Origin of the sequence: Micromonospora halophytica, from assembly GCF_900090245.1 — a bacterium.
Classification (GTDB): domain Bacteria; phylum Actinomycetota; class Actinomycetes; order Mycobacteriales; family Micromonosporaceae; genus Micromonospora; species Micromonospora halophytica.
Genome location: NZ_FMDN01000015.1, coordinates 105,344 through 124,276, shown reverse-complemented (window position 1 = coordinate 124,276; position 18,933 = coordinate 105,344). Strand labels below are relative to the sequence as shown.

16 protein-coding genes are annotated in these 18,933 nt (G+C 73.0%); 13 read left to right on the top strand and 3 right to left on the bottom strand.

Annotated features, from left to right (window positions below; all coding sequences use genetic code 11):
- Positions 1–14: 14 nt before the first annotated feature.
- Entirely contained in the window at positions 15–944 is a 930-nt protein-coding gene (locus GA0070560_RS19280) for a LysR family transcriptional regulator (protein ID WP_091299545.1), read from the bottom strand.
- Between the two features lie 35 nt (positions 945–979).
- On the opposite strand from GA0070560_RS19280, the gene GA0070560_RS19275 reads away from it, so the two are divergent.
- The 6 genes from GA0070560_RS19275 to GA0070560_RS19250 all read left to right on the top strand — a co-directional run bounded on the left by GA0070560_RS19275 (position 980) and on the right by GA0070560_RS19250 (position 8,304).
- Positions 980–1,711 (top strand): succinate dehydrogenase cytochrome b subunit, encoded by a 732-nt coding sequence (locus GA0070560_RS19275; RefSeq protein WP_091299542.1) that lies wholly within the window; start codon positions 980–982, stop codon positions 1,709–1,711.
- A 2-nt stretch (positions 1,712–1,713) separates the two neighbouring features.
- The gene (locus tag GA0070560_RS19270) at positions 1,714–3,651 is read left to right on the top strand and encodes a fumarate reductase/succinate dehydrogenase flavoprotein subunit (protein WP_091299539.1); all 1,938 of its coding nucleotides are present in this window, start codon (positions 1,714–1,716) and stop codon (positions 3,649–3,651) included.
- Positions 3,648–4,409 (top strand): succinate dehydrogenase/fumarate reductase iron-sulfur subunit, encoded by a 762-nt coding sequence (locus GA0070560_RS19265; protein ID WP_091299536.1) that lies wholly within the window; start codon positions 3,648–3,650, stop codon positions 4,407–4,409. Before GA0070560_RS19270 ends, GA0070560_RS19265 begins: the two co-directional genes overlap by 4 nt.
- A 182-nt stretch (positions 4,410–4,591) precedes the next feature.
- Entirely contained in the window at positions 4,592–5,776 is a 1,185-nt protein-coding gene (locus tag GA0070560_RS19260) for a zinc-dependent alcohol dehydrogenase (RefSeq protein WP_091299533.1), read from the top strand.
- A complete protein-coding gene (locus GA0070560_RS19255) occupies positions 5,773–6,717 on the top strand; it encodes an SDR family NAD(P)-dependent oxidoreductase (RefSeq protein WP_091299530.1) in 945 nt (314 codons plus the stop codon). Before GA0070560_RS19260 ends, GA0070560_RS19255 begins: the two co-directional genes overlap by 4 nt.
- A 441-nt stretch (positions 6,718–7,158) precedes the next feature.
- Complete coding sequence (locus GA0070560_RS19250; RefSeq protein WP_091299527.1) at positions 7,159–8,304, top strand: MBL fold metallo-hydrolase; 1,146 nt, start codon at positions 7,159–7,161, stop codon at positions 8,302–8,304.
- 68 nt (positions 8,305–8,372) lie between these two features.
- Here GA0070560_RS19250 and GA0070560_RS19245 read toward each other — a convergent pair whose 3' ends face one another.
- Positions 8,373–9,884 (bottom strand): deoxyguanosinetriphosphate triphosphohydrolase family protein, encoded by a 1,512-nt coding sequence (locus tag GA0070560_RS19245; RefSeq protein WP_091299662.1) that lies wholly within the window; start codon positions 9,882–9,884, stop codon positions 8,373–8,375.
- 206 nt (positions 9,885–10,090) lie between these two features.
- On the opposite strand from GA0070560_RS19245, the gene GA0070560_RS19240 reads away from it, so the two are divergent.
- Positions 10,091–12,496 carry a Tex family protein gene (locus tag GA0070560_RS19240; RefSeq protein ID WP_245675596.1) on the top strand — a complete coding sequence of 802 codons (2,406 nt, stop codon included), beginning with the start codon at positions 10,091–10,093 and terminating at the stop codon, positions 12,494–12,496.
- A gap of 39 nt (positions 12,497–12,535) precedes the next feature.
- Here the strand turns inward: GA0070560_RS19240 and GA0070560_RS19235 are convergent, their stop codons facing one another.
- On the bottom strand, positions 12,536–13,495 hold the full coding sequence (locus tag GA0070560_RS19235) for an LCP family protein (RefSeq protein ID WP_245675595.1): 960 nt from the start codon (positions 13,493–13,495) through the stop codon (positions 12,536–12,538).
- A gap of 218 nt (positions 13,496–13,713) precedes the next feature.
- On the opposite strand from GA0070560_RS19235, the gene GA0070560_RS19230 reads away from it, so the two are divergent.
- The 6 genes from GA0070560_RS19230 (at position 13,714) to GA0070560_RS19205 (ending at position 18,881) form a co-directional block, all read left to right on the top strand.
- Positions 13,714–14,145, top strand: a complete 432-nt coding sequence (locus GA0070560_RS19230; protein ID WP_091299521.1) for a hypothetical protein — start codon at positions 13,714–13,716, stop codon at positions 14,143–14,145.
- 187 nt (positions 14,146–14,332) lie between these two features.
- A complete protein-coding gene (locus GA0070560_RS19225; RefSeq protein ID WP_245675594.1) occupies positions 14,333–15,463 on the top strand; it encodes a DegT/DnrJ/EryC1/StrS family aminotransferase in 1,131 nt (376 codons plus the stop codon).
- Positions 15,460–16,500 (top strand): GNAT family N-acetyltransferase, encoded by a 1,041-nt coding sequence (locus tag GA0070560_RS19220; RefSeq protein WP_091299518.1) that lies wholly within the window; start codon positions 15,460–15,462, stop codon positions 16,498–16,500. Before GA0070560_RS19225 ends, GA0070560_RS19220 begins: the two co-directional genes overlap by 4 nt.
- A gap of 31 nt (positions 16,501–16,531) precedes the next feature.
- Positions 16,532–17,131, top strand: coding sequence for a sugar transferase (locus tag GA0070560_RS19215; RefSeq protein ID WP_245675593.1), 600 nt, complete (start codon positions 16,532–16,534; stop codon positions 17,129–17,131).
- Positions 17,128–18,249 carry a hypothetical protein gene (locus GA0070560_RS19210; protein ID WP_091299512.1) on the top strand — a complete coding sequence of 374 codons (1,122 nt, stop codon included), beginning with the start codon at positions 17,128–17,130 and terminating at the stop codon, positions 18,247–18,249. The genes GA0070560_RS19215 and GA0070560_RS19210 overlap by 4 nt, the downstream gene beginning before the upstream one ends.
- Positions 18,243–18,881: a GNAT family N-acetyltransferase gene (locus GA0070560_RS19205; protein ID WP_091299509.1), complete on the top strand. Its 639-nt coding sequence runs from the start codon at positions 18,243–18,245 to the stop codon at positions 18,879–18,881. The genes GA0070560_RS19210 and GA0070560_RS19205 overlap by 7 nt, the downstream gene beginning before the upstream one ends.
- Positions 18,882–18,933 lie beyond the last annotated feature (52 nt).

Genomic DNA, 18,933 nt, shown 5'->3' with positions numbered 1-18,933 from the left:
CGCGACCGGCGGGCTCAGAGCGGCTCCACGCCCGGAGGCAGGTCCTCGTTGGCGGTGGCGTCGTGGACGTATTCGAGCAGTATCCGGCGCAGCTCCCGACCGGCGTGGGTGGGCACCACGTCGCGTCGCCGGGCCACCGCGATGGTGCGCCGTACGCCCGGCGGGGCGAGCCGGGTGACCCGGACGCCGGGCCGGCGGGCGACCACGATGCCGGGCACCAGGGCGATGCCCAGTCCCGCCTCGACGAAGCTGAGCACGGCGTCCATCTCGCCGCCGTCGACCGAGACGGTCGGTTCGAAGCCGGCGTCCCGGCAGGCCTGGAGGGTGGCGTCGCGCAGGTCGTAGCCCTCGCGGAACATGACCAGCGGCTGCTCGCGCAGGTCGGTGATGCGCAGCTGGCCGCTCTCGACGGCGACGGGCAGCGGGTCGACCGAGGCGACCACCAGGCTCTCCCGCAGGATCGGGTCGAGGCGCAGCCCCGGGTCGGCGCCCTGGCCCGGCATGATGACCAGCGCGAGGTCGAGGTCACCGCGGAGCAGGTCGCGGACCAGGTCCTGCGAGCCGCCTTCCTCCACCCGCAGGTCGACGGTGGGGTGGGCGTCGCGGAACCGGCGCAGCACCGGCGGGGCCAGCGAGGTGGCCAGGCTGGGGGTGGCGCCGAGGCGGACCCGTCCCCGGCGCAGGCCGACCAGCTCCTGCACCTCCCGGGTGGCGGTGTCCACGTCGGCGAGGATCCGCTTGGCCAGCGGCAGCAGCACGTCACCCGCCGCGGTGAGGGTGATGTTGCCCCTTACCCGTTCGAAGAGCGGGGCCCCGAGGTCGGTCTCCAGGGCGTGAATTTGCTTACTCAGCGACGGCTGGGTTATGCCGACGATGTCGGCGGCCTGGGTGAAATGTCGCACTTCAGCGACCGCGACGAAGTACTTCAGCTGATGGAGTTGCATCTACATAGCCTACGGCTATCAAGACTGCGAGGTCGATGCATTGGACGACTGATCAAAGTCCTCCTAGCGTCGGTCGGGTGGTAATCACGAAAACTCGGTCGCCCATTCGCTCGAACGTCGGCCTCAAGGCCGTCATGGCGGTGACGGGCATTCTCCTGGTGCTGTTCCTCATCGCGCACATGCTCGGCAACCTGAAGATCTTCACGGGCGCCGAGGCGTTCAACCACTACGCGCACTGGCTGCGCGACCTGGGCACGCCGCTGCTGGCCCCGGGTTGGTACCTGTGGCTGCAGCGCGGTGTGCTCCTGGTCGCCCTGCTCGGCCACATCGCCGCCGCCACCGTGCTGGCGATGCGCGCCCGGGCCGCCCGCCCGGTCAGGTACGCCCACCGCAAGAAGGTGCAGGGCAGCTACGCCGCCCGCACCATGCGCTGGGGTGGTGTGATCATCGGGCTCTTCGTGATCTACCACATCCTCGACCTGACCACGGGTCACCTGAACCCGGTCGGCGACCCGACCCGGCCGCAGGCCAACGTGGTGGCGGACTTCGCGCCGGAACGCTGGTACGTGACCCTCTTCTACACCCTCGCGGTGGTCACTCTCGGCTTCCACCTGCGGCACGGCGCCTTCAGCGCGTTCCGCAGCCTGGGGCAGCAGACGCCGAAGGGCGAGCGCCGGGCGCGCAGCCTCGCGCTGGTCTTCGCCGTCGCGCTGACCGCCGGCTACCTGGTGGTCCCGTTCGCCGTACTCATCGGATTGGTGCGCTGACCATGGATCTCTTCACCGAGGGCGACCCGATCGCCGACGCCAAGGCTCCCGAGGGCCCGATCGAGACCCGCTGGGAACGCCGCCGCTTCGAGGCCAAGCTGGTCAACCCGGCGAACCGCCGCAAGATGACCGTGATCGTCGTCGGCACCGGCCTGGCCGGCGGCTCCGCCGCGGCGACCCTGGCCGAGCAGGGCTACCGGGTCAGGTCCTACTGCTACCAGGACAGCCCGCGCCGGGCCCACTCGATCGCCGCGCAGGGTGGCATCAACGCGGCCAAGAACTACCGCAACGACGGCGACTCGATCCACCGGCTCTTCTACGACACCGTCAAGGGCGGCGACTTCCGCTCGCGGGAGTCGAACGTGCACCGGCTGGCCGAGGTGTCGGTCAACATCATCGACCAGTGCGTGGCGCAGGGCGTGCCGTTCGCCCGCGAGTACGGCGGCCTGCTGGACACCCGCTCCTTCGGCGGCGCGCAGGTGCAGCGGACCTTCTACGCCCGGGGCCAGACGGGCCAGCAGCTGCTGCTCGGGGCGTACCAGGCGCTGGAGCGGCAGATCGGCCTGGGCAACGTGGAGATGAACTCCCGGCACGAGATGCTGGAGCTGGTCGTCGTCGACGGCCGGGCCCGGGGCATCGTCGTGCGGGACCTGGTCACCGGCGAGATCAGCACCGAGATGGCGGACGCGGTCGTGCTCGCCTCCGGTGGCTACGGCAACGTCTTCTACCTCTCCACCAACGCCAAGGGCTGCAACGTCACGGCGACCTGGCGGGCGCACCGCAAGGGCGCGTACTTCGCCAACCCCTGCTACACGCAGATCCACCCGACCTGCATCCCGGTCTCCGGCGACCACCAGTCGAAGCTGACCCTGATGAGCGAGTCGCTGCGCAACGACGGCCGGGTGTGGGTGCCGAAGGCCAAGGGCGACGACCGCAGCCCCCGGGACATCCCCGAGGACGAGCGGGACTACTACCTCGAGCGGATCTACCCGTCCTTCGGCAACCTGGTCCCCCGGGACATCGCCTCCCGGGCCGCGAAGAACGTGTGCGACGAGGGACGGGGCGTCGGGCCGACCAAGCTCGGCGTCTACCTCGACTTCGCCGACGCGATCGACCGGCTCGGCCGCAAGGCCATCGAGGCCAAGTACGGCAACCTCTTCGAGATGTACGAGCGGATCACCGGCGAGGACCCGTACGAGGTCCCGATGCGGATCTACCCCGCCGTGCACTACACGATGGGCGGCCTCTGGGTCGACTACGACCTGCAGTCGACCATCCCCGGCCTGTTCGTGATCGGTGAGGCGAACTTCTCCGACCACGGCGCGAACCGGCTCGGCGCCTCGGCGCTGATGCAGGGCCTGGCCGACGGCTACTTCGTGCTGCCCAGCACCATCGCCAACTACCTGGCCGCCGGACCGCTGGAGAAGGTCGACGCCGGGCACCCGGAGGCGGTCGCGGCCCGCCGCGACGTCGAGGACCGGATCTCCCGGCTGCTCGCGGTCGACGGCGACCGGACGGTGGACTCGTTCCACCGCGAGCTGGGCCAGATCATGTGGGAGCACTGCGGCATGGAGCGCAGCGAGGCCGGCCTGCGCAAAGCGATCGACGAGATCCGCACCCTGCGCGAGGAGTTCTGGCAGCGGGTCCGCGTCCCGGGCGACGGCGAAGGGCTCAACCAGTCGCTGGAGAAGGCCGGCCGGGTGGCCGACTTCTTCGAGCTGGCCGAGCTCATGTGCATCGACGCCCTGCACCGCGAGGAGTCCTGCGGCGGCCACTTCCGGGCCGAGCACCAGACCCCCGACGGCGAGGCGCAGCGCGACGACGACCGGTTCGCCTACGTGGCGGCCTGGGAGTACACCGGCACCGATGAGCCGGCCGTGCTGCACAAGGAAGACCTGAAGTTCGAATACGTCCACCCCACGCAGCGGAGCTACAAGTGAATCTGACCCTGCGCATCTGGCGCCAGAAGGGCCCTGAGGACAAGGGTCGGATGGTGACCTACCAGGTCGACGACGTTTCCCCGGACATGTCGTTCCTGGAGATGCTCGACGTGCTCAACGAGCGGCTCATCCTTCAGGGTGAGGAGCCGATCGCGTTCGACCACGACTGCCGCGAGGGCATCTGCGGCATGTGCGGCCTCATGATCAACGGCGACGCGCACGGGCCGCAGCGCGGCACCACCGCCTGCCAGCTGCACATGCGGCAGTTCTCCGACGGCGAGACGATCGACATCGAGCCGTGGCGTGCCCGGGCCTTCCCGGTCATCAAGGACCTGGTGGTCAACCGGAACGCCTTCGACCGGATCATCGCCGCCGGTGGCTACATCACCGCCCCGACCGGCAGCGCCCCCGAGGCGCACTCCACCCCGGTGCCCAAGGTCGACGCGGACGCCGCCTTCGAGTCGGCCGCCTGCATCGGCTGCGGCGCCTGCGTGGCGGCCTGCCCGAACGGCTCCGGCATGCTCTTCACCGCCGCCAAGATCACCCAGCTCTCGCTGCTGCCGCAGGGCCAGCCCGAGCGCTACACCCGGGTGATCGGCATGGTGGACGCGCACGACGAGGCCGGCTTCGGTGGCTGCACCAACGCCGGTGAGTGCACGGTGGTGTGCCCGAAGGGCATCCCGCTGGACACCATCGGCCGGCTCAACCGGGACTACCTGCTGGCGACGACGAAGCGGGGCAACACCCCGGGCTCCTGACGCCGCCGTCTCCACACCGACCGCCGCATCCCTTCCGGGGTGCGGCGGTCGGCGTTTCGGCCGGGGTACGCCGGGAACGCAACGGCCCACCCGGGCCGACCCGGGGCGTGCCGGCCTCGCCGGTTCAACCTGCCCGCTGCGGGTAGCAGTCCCCTGGACGGCACCCAGAGGGGAAGACAGGCATGAGGGCACTGACCTGGCACGGCAAGCGTGACGTCCGGGTGGACGACGTACCGGACCCCCGCATCGAGGAGCCGTCGGATGCGATCGTCCGGATCACCTCGACCGCGATCTGCGGCTCCGACCTGCACCTGTACGAGGTGCTCGGTCCGTACCTCAGGCCGGGCGACATCCTCGGGCACGAGCCGATGGGCGTCGTCGAGGAGGTCGGCTCCGGGGTGACCCGGCTCAAGCCCGGCGACCGGGTGGTCGTCCCGTTCAACATCTCCTGCGGCGACTGCTGGATGTGCCGGCGGCAGCTCTACGCCCAGTGCGAGACCACCCAGGTCACCGCAGAGGGCAAGGGCGCGGCCCTGTTCGGCTACACCTCGCTCTACGGCTCGGTGCCCGGCGGCCAGGCCGAGTACCTGCGGGTCCCGCAGGCGCAGTTCGGCCCGATCAAGGTCCCGGAGACCGGATCCGACGAGCGTTACCTCTACCTCAGCGACATCCTGCCCACCGCCTGGCAGGCGGTGAAGTACGCCGACACCCCGCCCGGTGGCACCCTGGCCGTCTTCGGTCTCGGCCCGGTCGGGCAGTTCTGCGCCCGGATCGGCCGCCACCTCGGCGCCGACCGGGTGATCGGGCTGGACCTGGTGCCGGAGCGGCTCGAGATGGCCCGCCGGCACGGCATCGAGACGCTCGACGTCAGCCAGCTCGACGACGTACCGGGCACGCTGATCGACCTGGTCGACGGGCGCGGCCCGGACGCGGTGATCGACGCGGTGGGCATGGAGGCGCACGGCGCCCCGCTGGGCAGGATCGCGCAGACCGCCGCCGGCCTGCTGCCCGACAAGCTGGCCCAGGCGCTGACCGACAAGGTCGGCGTGGACCGCCTCGTCGTGCTCAAGGCCGCGCTCAAGGCGGTCCGCCGGGGCGGCACCGTCTCCATCTCCGGGGTGTACGGCGGCGAGGTGGACCCGATGCCGCTGATGGAGATGTTCGACCGGGGCATCCAGCTGCGGATGGGACAGTGCCACGTCCGCCGCTGGACCGACCAGATCATGCCGTTGCTCTCCGGCGACGACGACCCGCTGGGCGTGGAGGACCTGCGGACGCACCGGGTGCCGTTGGGCGACGCGCCGAAGGCGTACGAGATGTTCCAGAAGAAGGAGGACGGCTGCGTGAAGGTCGTGCTCGCCCCGTGAGTCGGGTGGTGGTGGTCACCGGAGCGACCAGCGGTATCGGCCGTGCCGCCGCCCGGGAGTTCGCCGGGCGCGGGGACCGGCTGGTCCTCGCGGCCCGCTCCCCCGGGACCCTGGCGCAGGTGCGCCGGGAGTGCGAGGAGGCCGGCGCCGAGGCGCACGACGTGCCCACCGACGTCACCGCGCCCGGCGCGCTCGACGCGCTGGCCGCCGCCGCGGTCGGGCAGTTCGGCCGGCTCGACGTCTGGGTGCACACCGCGGCGGTGATGGCGTACGGGCGCTTCGAGGAGATCCCGGCGGAGGTCTTCGAGCAGGTGGTCCGGACCGACCTGCTGGCCGCCGCCGGGGCCGCCCGGGTGGCGCTGCGACACTTCCGGGCGGCCGGGGGCGGCACGCTGATCCTCACCGGGTCGGTGCTCGGGCACATCACCGCGCCCTACATGAGCGGCTACGTCACCAGCAAGTGGGGGCTGCACGGGCTGGCCCGGGCGTTGCAGCAGGAGTCCCGGGACCTGCCCGGCGTACACGTCTGCCTGGTCACCCCGGGCAGCGTGGACACCCCGGTCTACCAGCAGGCGGCGAACTACGTCGGCCGGGTGGGCCGCCCACCGCTGCCGATCACCACCCCCGAGCGGGTGGCCCGCGCCATCGTCGGATGCGCCGACCGGCCCCGCCGGGAGATCTCGGTGGGACGGGTCAACGTCCTCATGCGGGTCGGCTTCACCGCGCTGCCGGCGGTCTACGACATGCTGGTCGGGCCGCTGATGCGCCTCGGCGGTCTGACGAACCGGCCGGTCCCGCCGACCGAGGGGGTGGTCTTCCGACCGAACCCGGCCGGCGCGGCGGTCCGGGGTGGCTGGCTGCCCGCCCTGCCGGGGCTGGTCCGCACGGTCGGCGGCACGGCCGCGTCGGCCGGCGCGGCCGTGCTCCGCCGTCTCCGCTGACCGCCCCGGGCCTTCCCTGCCCCTGCCACATCGCACCGCCACGCCCTGCCGGCCCGGGCCCGGCCGACGCGGAAGACGCGGGCCCGGCCCGCCCGGGGCAGCCGGGTGCTCGCGCCGTACCTGGTGCACCGCTACGCCGCCCGACGCGGGGTGACGCAGCCCCGCCCTCCCGACACGGGCGGCCCGGCTCGCTTCCTGACGGACAAGAGCGCGGTGGGCCCGCTGGAACGCAGCAGCCCGGCCCGGCACAGCGGGGGAAGATCGTGCCGGATCCAGGATGTAGTGGCCTCCACAGCTCGGGAGGCCACACCTTCCTGGATCCGGCACGATCATGGGCGGGGTGCGCGGGCCGGCCGGCGGGGCGTGGGTGGTGCCGGCACCGCATCTCCGGCACGGGGGCCGACGCGGTGGATACCGTGTACTGCGGAGGGGACGAGGACGATGGGGGCACCAGCGGACCGGGCACCGGACCGGGCGATCGGCGGGCGGCTGTGGCGGATGGCGGGGCTGGCCGCGGTGGCCGGACTGGCGTGGGCGGCCCGGGACGTGCCGGCGGCGCTGGGCGGTCGGCTCACCGGAGCCCGGGCGCAACGTGCCGCCCGCTCCCCGCAGTTCCGGGACGGCACCTTCCACAACCGGGAGCCGATCCGGACGATGACCACCGGCGAGCCGGGCCGCAACCTGGTCCGGGAGCTGATCTTCGGCAAGCAGCGCCGCCGCCCGACGGCCCCGGTGCCGCTGCTGCGCCCCACCCCTGCGGCGGCGCCCAGCACAGAACGTCAACTCGACATCGTCTGGTACGGCCACGCCTCGACCCTGATCGAGATCGAGGGGCACCGGGTGCTCCTCGACCCGGTGTGGAGCGACCGCTGCTCGCCGTCGGCGACCGTCGGGCCGAAGCGGCTGCACGAACCCCCGCTCCGCCTCGACGAACTGCCCCCGCTCGACGCGATCCTGATCTCGCACGACCACTACGACCACCTCGACATGCCCACCGTGCAGGAGCTGACCCGCCGGCAGTCCGCGCCGTTCCTGGTGCCGCTCGGCGTCGGCGCCCATCTCGACCGGTGGGGCGTACCGGCGGAGCGGATCGTCGAGCTGGACTGGTCGGAGAGCCACCGGGTGGGCGGGCTGGAGATCACCGCCACCGCCGCCCAGCACTTCTCCGGCCGGGGGCTGCGCCGCGACGGCACGCTCTGGAGCTCGTGGGTGGTCGCCGGGGCGCACCGGAAGGTCTTCTACACCGGGGACTCCGGCTACTTCGACGGGTACGCCGAGATCGGCGCCGCGCACGGGCCGTTCGACGCCACGCTGATGCAGATCGGCGCGTACGACAAGGCGTGGCCGGCGATCCACATGTTCCCGGAGGAGGCGGTCGCCGCCCACCTCGACCTGCGCGGAGGGCTGTTCCTCCCGGTGCACTGGGCGACGTTCAACCTGGCCCTGCACGACTGGGCCGAACCGGTGGACCGGCTCTGGGCCGAGGCGAAGGCCCGCGACGTGCGCATCGCGGTGCCCCGGCCCGGCGAGCGGGTGGTGGTCGACGACCCGCCACCGGTGGACGGCTGGTGGCAGGCGGTCGCCTGACGTACCCCCGGCGGGAGGACGGCCACCGTCGGGACGGGCGCGGCGGACGACCGGGAGGGGCGCGGCGGTCAGAGCACGAAGGCGTCCGTCCAGAGGGCGCCGGACCGGCCGGAGAGCGAGTCCAGCATCGCCACCGCCTGCCCGTCGGTGAGCTGGGCGACGAAGTCGACGATGGCCCGGCCGCGGGCCCGGCCGATCCGGTCCGGGGTACGCGGATGCAGCTCCGCCTCGGCCAGCTCGACCAGATCGTGCAGCCGGCGGGGCAACCGGGACTCCTCCTCCGGGTCGAGCAGCCACTCCCAGAGCGCCTCGACCAGGGTGCCCAGCAGCCGGGCCTGGCCGCGCTGGTGCAGGGCCAGGTCGGGGCGGGCCAGCACGAACCGGTGGTGGACGAACTTGAGCACCTGCACCTCGTGCCACTGCGCCTTCGCCAGCAGCACGTGGCCGGAGCGGACGTCCGGCTCGGCGGTCACCCCGATCGCGTCGACGAAGCGGGTGGTCCAGCGGGCGGAGAAGCGGGCCACGTACTGCTCGGCCTCGATGGAGCCGTCGAAGGGCAGCGCGAGCAGCCCCTCGACCAGTTCCTGGCGGACGTGTTCGACGGCGGCGGCGAACGCCTCGTCGTCGGCGATCCACGAGTCCTTGCGGTGCAGCTGGCGGCGCAGCCGCTCGATCGCCGAGCCGGGGCGGCGGGCCGCGCCGGTCAGCGCCGCGTCGGTGACCGCCCGCAGGTGCCCGCCCTCGCGCTGCCAGGCCATCAGCTCGGCGGCCACCGCCCCCTGCTGGAGCACCCCGACCCGGTAGAAGTCCTCCACGTCGTGGATGGCGTACGCGATGTCGTCGGCGGTGTCCATCACCGACGCCTCGACGGTCTGCTGCCAGTCCGGGATGCGCCCGACGAACGGCTCCCGGGCCTGCCGCAGGTCGGCCAGCTCGGTGCGGTACGCCCCGAACTTCACCGAGCCGCTCTCCGGGTCGTCCGGTGGGGCGGCGGCGCCCCGGGGCGCGGGGGTGAGGTGCCGGGGGTGCGGGTCGGGGTGGTCCAGCCGGGTCCACGGGTACTTCAGCATCGCGGCGCGGACCGCCGCGGTCAGGTCGAGGCCGGTGGTGGCCGCTCCGCGGATCTCGGTGCTGGTGACGATCCGGTACGACTGGGCGTTGCCCTCGAAGCCGTCGGCCAGCCCGAGCCGCTGCCGGGCCAGCCGGTCCAGCACCCGCTCCCCCAGGTGCCCGAAGGGCGGGTGGCCCAGGTCGTGGGCGAGCGCGGCGGCCTCCACCACGTCCGGGTCGCAGCCGCCGAGCTTCTCCAGCAGGTCGCGATGGTGCTCGTCGGCGGTGAGCCGCTCGGCGACGGCCCGGGCCACCTGGGCGACCTTGAGGCTGTGGGTGAGCCGGTTGTGCACCAGCAGGCCGGATCCGCCCGGGCTGATCACCTGGGTGACGCCGTTCAGCCGGGAGAAGAAGGGCGAGGCGACGATCCGGTCCCGGTCGGCCCGGAAGGGGCTGGCGGCCAGGTCCCCGAGCGCACGGGCGCTGCCGCCGAAGAGCCGACGGGCCCGCGGATCCGCAGGTTGTTCCATGATCGCCACGCTAGCGCAGCGGGCCCCCGGCCAGCGACGGGTCCGTCCCGCCCGCCGGGTTCGCGCACCGGACCTGCGGTGCCCGGTCCGGCACGGCGCGCAGCGCGGTGCCGGACCCGCCGCGCGGAGCGGCGGGGGTGGTGGGCGACGTCGGGGGCGGACGGCAGAATGCAGCACGGAACCCACAGCGAAGGCGGATCAAGATCGTGACCCAGTCTGTTCATCAGCGGATCGCCGACGAGCTCGGCGTCGCCGAACGTCAGGTGCGGGCGGCCGTGGAACTGCTCGACGGCGGCGCCACCGTGCCGTTCATCGCGCGTTACCGCAAGGAGGCCACCGGCCTGCTCGACGACGCGCAGCTGCGCACCCTGGAGGAGCGGCTGCGCTACCTGCGGGAGCTGGACGAGCGGCGGGCCGCCGTGCTGGAGTCCATCCGCGGCCAGGGCAAGCTCGACGAGGCCCTGGAAGCGCAGATCATGGCCGCCGACTCGAAGTCCCGGCTGGAGGACATCTACCTGCCGTACAAGCCGAAGCGGCGGACCCGGGCGCAGATCGCCCGCGAGGCCGGGCTGGAGCCGCTGGCCGACACGCTGCTGGCCGACCCGACGCAGGACCCGAAGGCGACCGCCGCCGGCTTCGTCGACGCCGACAAGGGGGTCGCGGACGCCACCGCCGCGCTGGAGGGGGCGCGGGCCGTCCTCATCGAGCGCTTCGCCGAGGACGCCGACCTGATCGGCACCCTGCGCGAGCAGATGTGGTCGCGGGGCCGGCTGGTCTCCCGGGTACGCGACGGCCAGGAGACCACCGGCGCGAAGTTCGCCGACTACTTCGACTTCGCCGAGCCGTACACCCGGCTGCCCTCGCACCGGATCCTGGCGATGTTCCGGGGCGAGAAGGAGGGCGTGCTCGACCTGACCATGGACCCGGAGTCCGACGGCGACTCCGACGCCCCGGTCACCGGCCCGACCCGGTACGAGGCGGCGATCGCCGGCCGGTTCGGTGTCCGCGACGCCGGCCGCCCGGCGGACCGGTGGCTGACCGACACGGTGCGCTGGGCCTGGCGTACCCGCATCCTCATCCACCTCGGCGCGGACCTGCGGATGCGGCTGTGGCAGGCGGCCGAGGAGGAGGCCGTGCGGGTCTTCGCCACCAATCTGCGCGACCTGCTGCTCGCCGCGCCCGCCGGGGCCCGGCCGACGATGGGGCTGGACCCGGGGCTGCGCACCGGCGTCAAGGTGGCGGTGGTCGACGCGACCGGCAAGGTGGTGGCCACCGACACGATCTACCCGCACGAGCCGCGCCGGCAGTGGGACGCCTCGATCGACACCCTGGCGAGGCTGGCCGGGGCGCACGGCGTCGAGCTGGTCGCGATCGGCAACGGCACGGCCAGCCGGGAGACCGACAAGCTCGCCGGTGACCTGATCAAGCGGCACCCGGAGCTAAAGCTGACCAAGGTGGTGGTCTCCGAGGCCGGCGCGTCGGTCTACTCCGCCTCCGCGTACGCCTCGCAGGAGCTGCCCGGGCTGGACGTGTCGCTGCGTGGGGCGGTCTCCATCGCCCGCCGCCTGCAGGACCCGCTCGCCGAACTGGTCAAGATCGACCCCCGCTCGATCGGCGTCGGGCAGTACCAGCACGACCTGTCCGAGGTGAAGCTCTCCCGCTCGCTCGACGCGGTCGTCGAGGACTGCGTCAACGCCGTCGGCGTGGACGTCAACACCGCCTCCGCGCCGCTGCTCACCCGGGTCTCCGGCATCGGCGCGGGGCTCGCGGAGAACATCGTCCTGCACCGGGACGCCAACGGGCCGTTCCGTACCCGGGCGGAGCTGAGGAAGGTGGCGCGGCTCGGCCCGAAGGCCTTCGAGCAGTGCGCCGGCTTCCTGCGCATCCCCGGCGGCGACGACCCGCTCGACTCCTCCAGCGTGCACCCCGAGGCGTACCCGGTGGTGCGGCGGATCCTCACCACCACCGGGCAGGACCTGCGCTCCCTGATCGGGAAGTCGGCGATCCTGCGTGGGCTGCGGGCCACCGACTTCGTCGACGACACGTTCGGCCTGCCCACCGTCACCGACATCCTCGCCGAGTTGGAGAAGCCGGGCCGCGACCCCCGGCCGGAGTTCCGGACCGCCACCTTCGTCGAGGGCGTGGAGAAGATCAGCGACCTGACCCCGGGCATGGTGCTGGAGGGCGTGGTCACCAACGTGGCCGCCTTCGGCGCGTTCGTCGACGTGGGCGTGCACCAGGACGGCCTGGTCCACGTCTCGGCGATGTCGCACACCTTCGTCAAGGACCCGCGCGACGTGGTCAAGTCCGGCGACGTGGTCAAGGTCCGGGTGCTCGACGTGGACGTACCGCGCAAGCGGATCTCGCTGACCCTGCGGCTGGACGACGAGGCGCCGGCCGGTGGCGGGCGGCCGGCGAGCGACGGCGGCCGGCGGGAGCGTGCTGCTCGCGGTGGCCAGGGCGGCGGTCCGCGGGACGGGCAGGGCGGCGGGCGCGGGGACCGGGCGGGCTCCCGCGGCGGCCCGCAGCAGCGGCAGGGGCGTGGCGGGGGCGGTGCCGCCGCCGCCAACAGCGCGATGGCCGACGCGCTACGCCGGGCCGGTCTGGCGTGACGGTAGGCGGCCCGGGACTCCGGGTCCCGGGCCGCCGGCTCAGTTCCCGTTGACCGCGGCCGGATTCTCGCGCAGCCAGTCGTCCATCTTGTCGTTCCGCACCGCCGCGAAGAGCTTCGCCGAGGCGGGCAGGTCGGGGAAGATCACGCTCTGGTCGCCGACCGTGCCCACCCCGGTGGTGGGGCTCGTCAGCATGGTGATGTCGTCGGGCCGGATCTGGCGCAGGCCCCACACGGTGTCGAACACCGACATGCCCTGGTCCACCTGCACCGCGCCGGCGGTGGCCCGCAGGAAGTCGTCGAGCTGGCCGGGATTGGTCAGCACGCCCTTGCGGCCGGCCTCCCGCATCACCGCGGCGACGATCGCCTGCTGGTGCCGCATCCGGCTGAAATCGCCGTCGGCGAACTGCTTGCGCTGCCGGGCGTAGTCCAGCGCCAGGGCGCTGTCCATGTGGTGCACACCCGGTTGCAGGACCGGGCCACGGACGAACTGTGGCCTGAACGGTTTGTCGACGACGACGTCCACGCCGCCAAGGACGTCGATCACCTTGCCGAAGCCCGCGAAGTCGACCACGACGACGTGGTCGACGCGTACCCCGGTGAACTGCTCGATCGTGCGGACCAGCAGCGGTGTCCCGCCCCAGGCGTACGCCGCGTTGATCTTCGCCTTCGCCGGTCGGCCGCCGTCCTCCGGCGAGGACCGCGGGATCGTGGTCCAGGTGTCCCGGGGAATCGAGATCAGCTGGGCCCGGTCCCGGCTGTGCGGCACATGGACCAGCATGATCGTGTCGGTACGCGAGACGCTGTCACCCGGCGCGGACAGGTCCTTGCCGAGCACCAGGAAGTTGAGCGCCGAGTCCGCCGCCCGCACCGGCCGCTGCTCCTCCTGCAGGCCCTGGAACGCGTCGACCCGGTCGACCCCGTTCTCCAGCGACCGCACGTACAGCCAGCCGGCGAGGCCGGCGCCGCCGGTCAGCAGGGCCGCCAGGATCGTGAGCACGACGGCCACCTGCGCCCATCGGCGCCGGGGCCACCACCGCCGGCGGTGTCCGCCCGGGTCGGTCCGATGGCCGTTCGGGTCCCACGGCCGTCGGGCCGGGGACGCCTCGTCCAGATGAGCCTGTTCCACCATGGAAATGGAGATTACGACACAGAGCGCCATAAAGCGGCTGAACAGGCCGGAGTTCACTGTCGGCCGGTCGCGTACCGTCCTGGTCCATGGACGATGGCGCACACGCCTGGCGCGAGCAACGGGAGCGGGCGGTACGGGCACACGCGGCGGCGCACGAGCAGCGCCGGGCCGACGAGGCGGCGGAAGCCGCCCGACTGGTGGCCTGGTTCGCGGCCGAGGCGAACCAGCGCGGCCTGCGCCGCCGGCGGCTCTCGGTCCAGCCGTACGACGGCGGCGGACGGTACCGCAGCCGGCTCACCGGCTGGTACGTCGACCGGGCCCGGAGCCGTGCCGTCGACGCGCACGGCAACTTCTACCTGTTGAGCGTCCCATCCGGCCTCCGGGCGCGACTGTTCGGCGCCACCCCCCGGCCGCAGCCGGCGCCGTTGATCGTGGGGGAAGGCGGGCGCGACGGTGAGTCCGTCCCGCTGCGCGAACTGCTCACCCGCCGACTGGCCGCCGGTGACGACTGGCCCTGACCGGCCGGCGGCCCGCCGCGCCCGGTCGCCCCGGGAGTTCCGAAATGGAGGTTTATGGCCCGTTGTCCTGATATAACCCAGGAGTGAATTCTAGGACGTCACTGTGGGTCCCCGACCGGGTACGCCGAGCAGTCCGGGCCGGCGACCACCGACCCGACCGCCGCCGACCGTCGGCGAAGCGCCTGCGGTGAGCACACGCATCCACCTGTCCGCACCGGACGTCGGACCGCTGGAGGAGTCGTACCTGACGCGGGCGCTCCGCTCCGGCTGGGCCGCGCCGGCCGGCCCCGAACTCGACGAATTCGAGCGGGAGGTGGCCGAACGTACCGGCACGCGGGCCGCCGTGGCGGTCAGTTCGGGTACGGCAGCGCTGCACCTGGCACTGCTGAGCACGGGTGCCGGCCCGGGCACCGTGGTCGTGGTGCCCAGCCTGACCTTCGTCGCCACCGCCAACGCCGTGCGCTACACCGGCGCGGAACCGGTCTTCGTGGACTGTGACCCCGAGACCGGCAACATCGACGTGGCACTCGTCGGCGACCTGCTCGACAGCATGCGGGCGCAGCGCCGCCGGATCGCCGCCGTGGTGCCGGTCGACATGTTCGGCTGCTGCGCCGACTACACCTCGCTGCTGCCGCTCTGCGCGGCCGCCGGCGTGCCGGTCGTCGCGGACGCCGCAGAGGCGCTGGGGGCGAGTCACCACGGCCGGCCGGCCGGATCGTTCGGCCGCGCCGCCGCCCTGTCGTTCAACGGCAACAAGATCATCACCACGTCGGGCGGCGGCATGCTGGTCTCCGACGACGTGGACCTGATCCGGCGCTGCCGGTACCTCTCGACCCAGGCACGGCAGCCGGCGGTGCACTACGAGCACAGCGAGACGGGCTACAACTACCGGCTGAGCAACCTGCTGGCCGCCCTCGGGCGCGCCCAGCTGCGCCGGCTGGACGGCATGATCGCACGCCGGCGCCGGCTGCGGGAACGGTACGCCAAGCTGTTCGCCGCGGCACCGGGCGTACGGCTGCTCGCCGAGGGCGACGCCGGCGCCAACTGCTGGCTCTCCGTGATCGTGGTCGATCCGGTACAGGCCGGCTGGACGGCGCAGGACCTGGCCCGGCACCTGGGCGGGGCGGACATCGAGACCCGGCCGGTGTGGAAACCGATGCACCTGCAACCCGCCTTCGCCGGCAGCCGCGGCCTGCTCACCGGAGCCGCCGAGCGACTCTTCGCCCACGGGTTGGCACTGCCCAGCGGGTCGTCGCTGACCGAGGACCAGATCGACCGGCTGACCGGCCGCGTCAAGCAGTTCCTGGACCGCCGATGACGGTGCGGATCCTCGACATCGGCGACGACGGCCCCTCGTCCCACCCGGACGTCTACTTCACCGCGGGCTACGGCGCGGCCGTCGCCGCGGCCGACGGCGGCACCTGGCACCTCGCGTACGCGCCGGGCCGGATGATGGCGCCGTACCTCGTACGATCGATCTCCGACGACGGGTACGACGCGCAGACCCCGTACGGCTACTCCGGGGTGCACGTCGAGCCGGGTTGCCCGGCCGATGAACTCGCCCGCTGCTGGTCCGAGGCGGTCGCCCGGTGGCGGGACAGCGGGCTGGTCAGCCTCTTCCTGCGCTTCTCCCCGCTGGATCCCGGGTCGGTGGCGGCGGTGCGGGCGATCGGCGCGGTGACGACGACCCGGCGGGCCGACACCGTTACGGTCCCGGTCGACCAGGGCGCCGCGGTCGTCTGGGACGGCATGGCCGGCAGGTCGCGCACCGCCGTACGGAAGGCGCGACGCGTCGGCCTGGAGGCCACCGTCCGCCCCGCCGGCGCGGACGACCTGGCCCCGGGCTCACCGTTCCGCCGGTTGTACGCCCGGACGATGGCCCGGGTCGGCAGCTCACCGGCCTACCTCTTCCCCGACCGGTACTACCAGCTGCTCCTGCAGGGCCTCGGCAAGTCGCTGCTGATCTGCCAGGTGCACGGGCCCGGGGGCGAGGTGGTCGCCGCCGCGCTGCTCATGTGGCACGGCGAGCGGATGCACTACCACCTCGCCGGCTCGGAACCGGCCGCCGCCCGCGACGGGGCGAACAACCTGCTGCTCTGGACGACGCTGGAGTGGGCCGCGGACGCCGGCTGTGCCCGGGTCCACCTCGGCGGCGGGGTACGCGCAGCCGACAGCCTCTTCCGGTTCAAGACCTCCTTCGGCGGGGTGCGTACGCCCTTCTGGACCGGATCACTCGTACTCGACCAGGCGCGCTACGACGCACTCGTACGCCGTCGGGCGCAACGCCTCGGGCGACCCGTCACCGACCTGGCCGCCTCGGGTTTCTTTCCCGCGTACCGATGGGAGGCCGGCTGACATGGCCCGGCGCCGAATCACCAAACGGCTCATGGACGTCACCGTGGCGGGTGTCCTGCTGGTGCTGTTGAGCCCGCTGATGGCGGTGATCGCCCTCGCCATCGTGCTCACCTCCGGACGGCCCGTGCTGTTCCGCCAGCTCCGCCCCGGCCTGCACGGCGAACCGTTCCTGCTGTGCAAGTTCCGCACCATGCGCCCGCCGGCCCCCGGCGAGCAGCTGTGGACCACCGACGAGATCCGCTCCACCCGGGTGGGCCGCTTCCTGCGTCGGACCAGCCTCGACGAGCTGCCGGAGCTGTTCCAGGTGGTCACCGGCCGGATGAGTCTGGTCGGACCCCGGCCGCTGGTGATGGACTACCTGCCCCGCTACAGCGCGCGACACGCGCGGCGACACGAGGTCAGGCCCGGCATCACCGGCCTGGCCCAGGTGAGCGGCCGACGTTCGCTCACCCTCGGCCAGCGGCTGGACCTCGACGTCGAGTACGTGGAGAACTGGTCGCTCCCACTGGACCTGGCGATCCTGGTGCGGACCCTGGCCGAGCCGTTCCGCCGCGGCGAGATCCGCGGACAGTCACTGGAGGAGATCGACGACGTCGGCCTGCTGGTGCCCATGCTGGAGCGGGTGGAGTGACCCCCGGCACCCGCTGGGAGGTCGGATCGTCGTTTCCGCTGTGGACGGGTGCCGGTGCCGGCTGGACGGACGATCCCCGGCCGATGCGGCTCTACGGCAACGGTCGACAGGCACTCGCCGCGCTGCTGCGGTTCGGCCACGAGGTTCACGGGTGGGACCGGGTCCATGTGCCCGCCTACTACTGCCCGCCGGTCGTGCGGGCACTGTCGACGGTCGTGCCGGTGTCCCGGTACGAGGCCGGGCCGCACGGCCCGGTGGTGAGACCCGACCCCGGGCCGGGCGAGGTGGTGCTCGCCGTCTCGTTCTTCGGCCGGCCACCGGTGCTGCCGGTCGGGCCGGGCGCGGGGCTGATCGTGGACGCCACCCACGACCCGCTGGCGCCGTGGCTGCCGGACCTGTGCCCGGACTTCGTCGTCGCCGCCCTGCGCAAGACCCTGCCGGTGCCCGACGGTGGCGCCCTCTGGTCGCCGCGTGGACGGGGCCTGCCGCCGCAGCCGCTCGAGGACGACCGGCACCTCGCCGCCGTCGCGACGATCGTCTCGGCGATGGCGATGAAGTCGGCGTACCTGGCCCACGCGGGTGGCGCGGCGGAGAAGGAGCGGTATCTCGCCCGCTACGCCGCCGGCGAGAAGGAGCTGGGCCGGTCGCGGCCGTGCGCGGCGTCCCCGCACACCCGGTACCTGCTGGACCGGCTTCCCGTGCACGACATGCGCCGGAAGCGGCTCAGGAACACCGAGGTGCTGGCACGGGGACTGACCGGGATCGCGGGCGTGACGGTGTCGGCGGACCCGTACGGCGTCATCCTGCTGTTCGACTCCGCGCAGCGACGCGAGGCGGTACGACGCGGACTGCTCTCCGCCCGCATCTACCCGGCGGTGCTCTGGCCGATGGACGACGCGGACGCACCGGAGCGGTTCGTCGCGTACTCCCGCCGGATGCTCCACCTGCACACCGACTTCCGGTGGGGGCCCGAGGACATGACGCGGGTGGCCGCGGCCGTCCGACGGCTCGTCCCGGCCGGTCGGGACACCGGTTCCGACCGGACCGAGGTGCCGCCGATGCGGGGGTCGGCACCGACCCGGGCCGCCTCGGCGGCCACGAAGGAGGCACCATGCTGACCGGACGACTCGTCGAGCTGCGCCCCGTGCGCGCCGACGACCTGGACTTCCTGGCGGCGTTGGCCAACTGCACCCCCGTGCGGACGCACGTCGTCGGGTGGGGCTGGCCGATCAGCGCCGAAGGACAACGGGAGTGGTTGCAGAGGTCGATCGGCGACCCGCACCTCCATCGGTTGACCGTGACGGACCAGGCGACCGGCGAGCCCATCGGGCTCACCGGCCTCTGGGAGCTCGACTGGCACAACCAGTCCGCCCTGACCGCCGCGAAGCTCATGCCGGGGCTGGCACCCAAGGGTGCGGGCAGTGACGCCATCAAGCTGCTCATGGCGTGGGCCTTCTACGAGGTGGGGTTGCGCCGGCTGCACAGCACGATCCTCGACTTCAACGGCGCGAGCCTCGGCGCGTACGTCCGTCGCTGCGGCTTCCGGGTGGAGGGCCGGGAACGCGCCTCGGTCTTCCGGCGGGGCGAGTGGCGGGACCTGATCCGGGTGGCGGCGCTGCGGTCCGACTTCGACGCCCTGCCGGATGCCGACGAGTACGTCGAGCGCGTCTGCGGGCCCCGGCCGGTGCCCGTGTCCGGCGTCGAACGGGTGGGGTCGGAACCGGTGGCGTACGCCCCGAACGGGCACTGAGCGGCCACGATGGGCGCGGGTGCCCGCGACGCCGTGCCCTTGACGACACCGG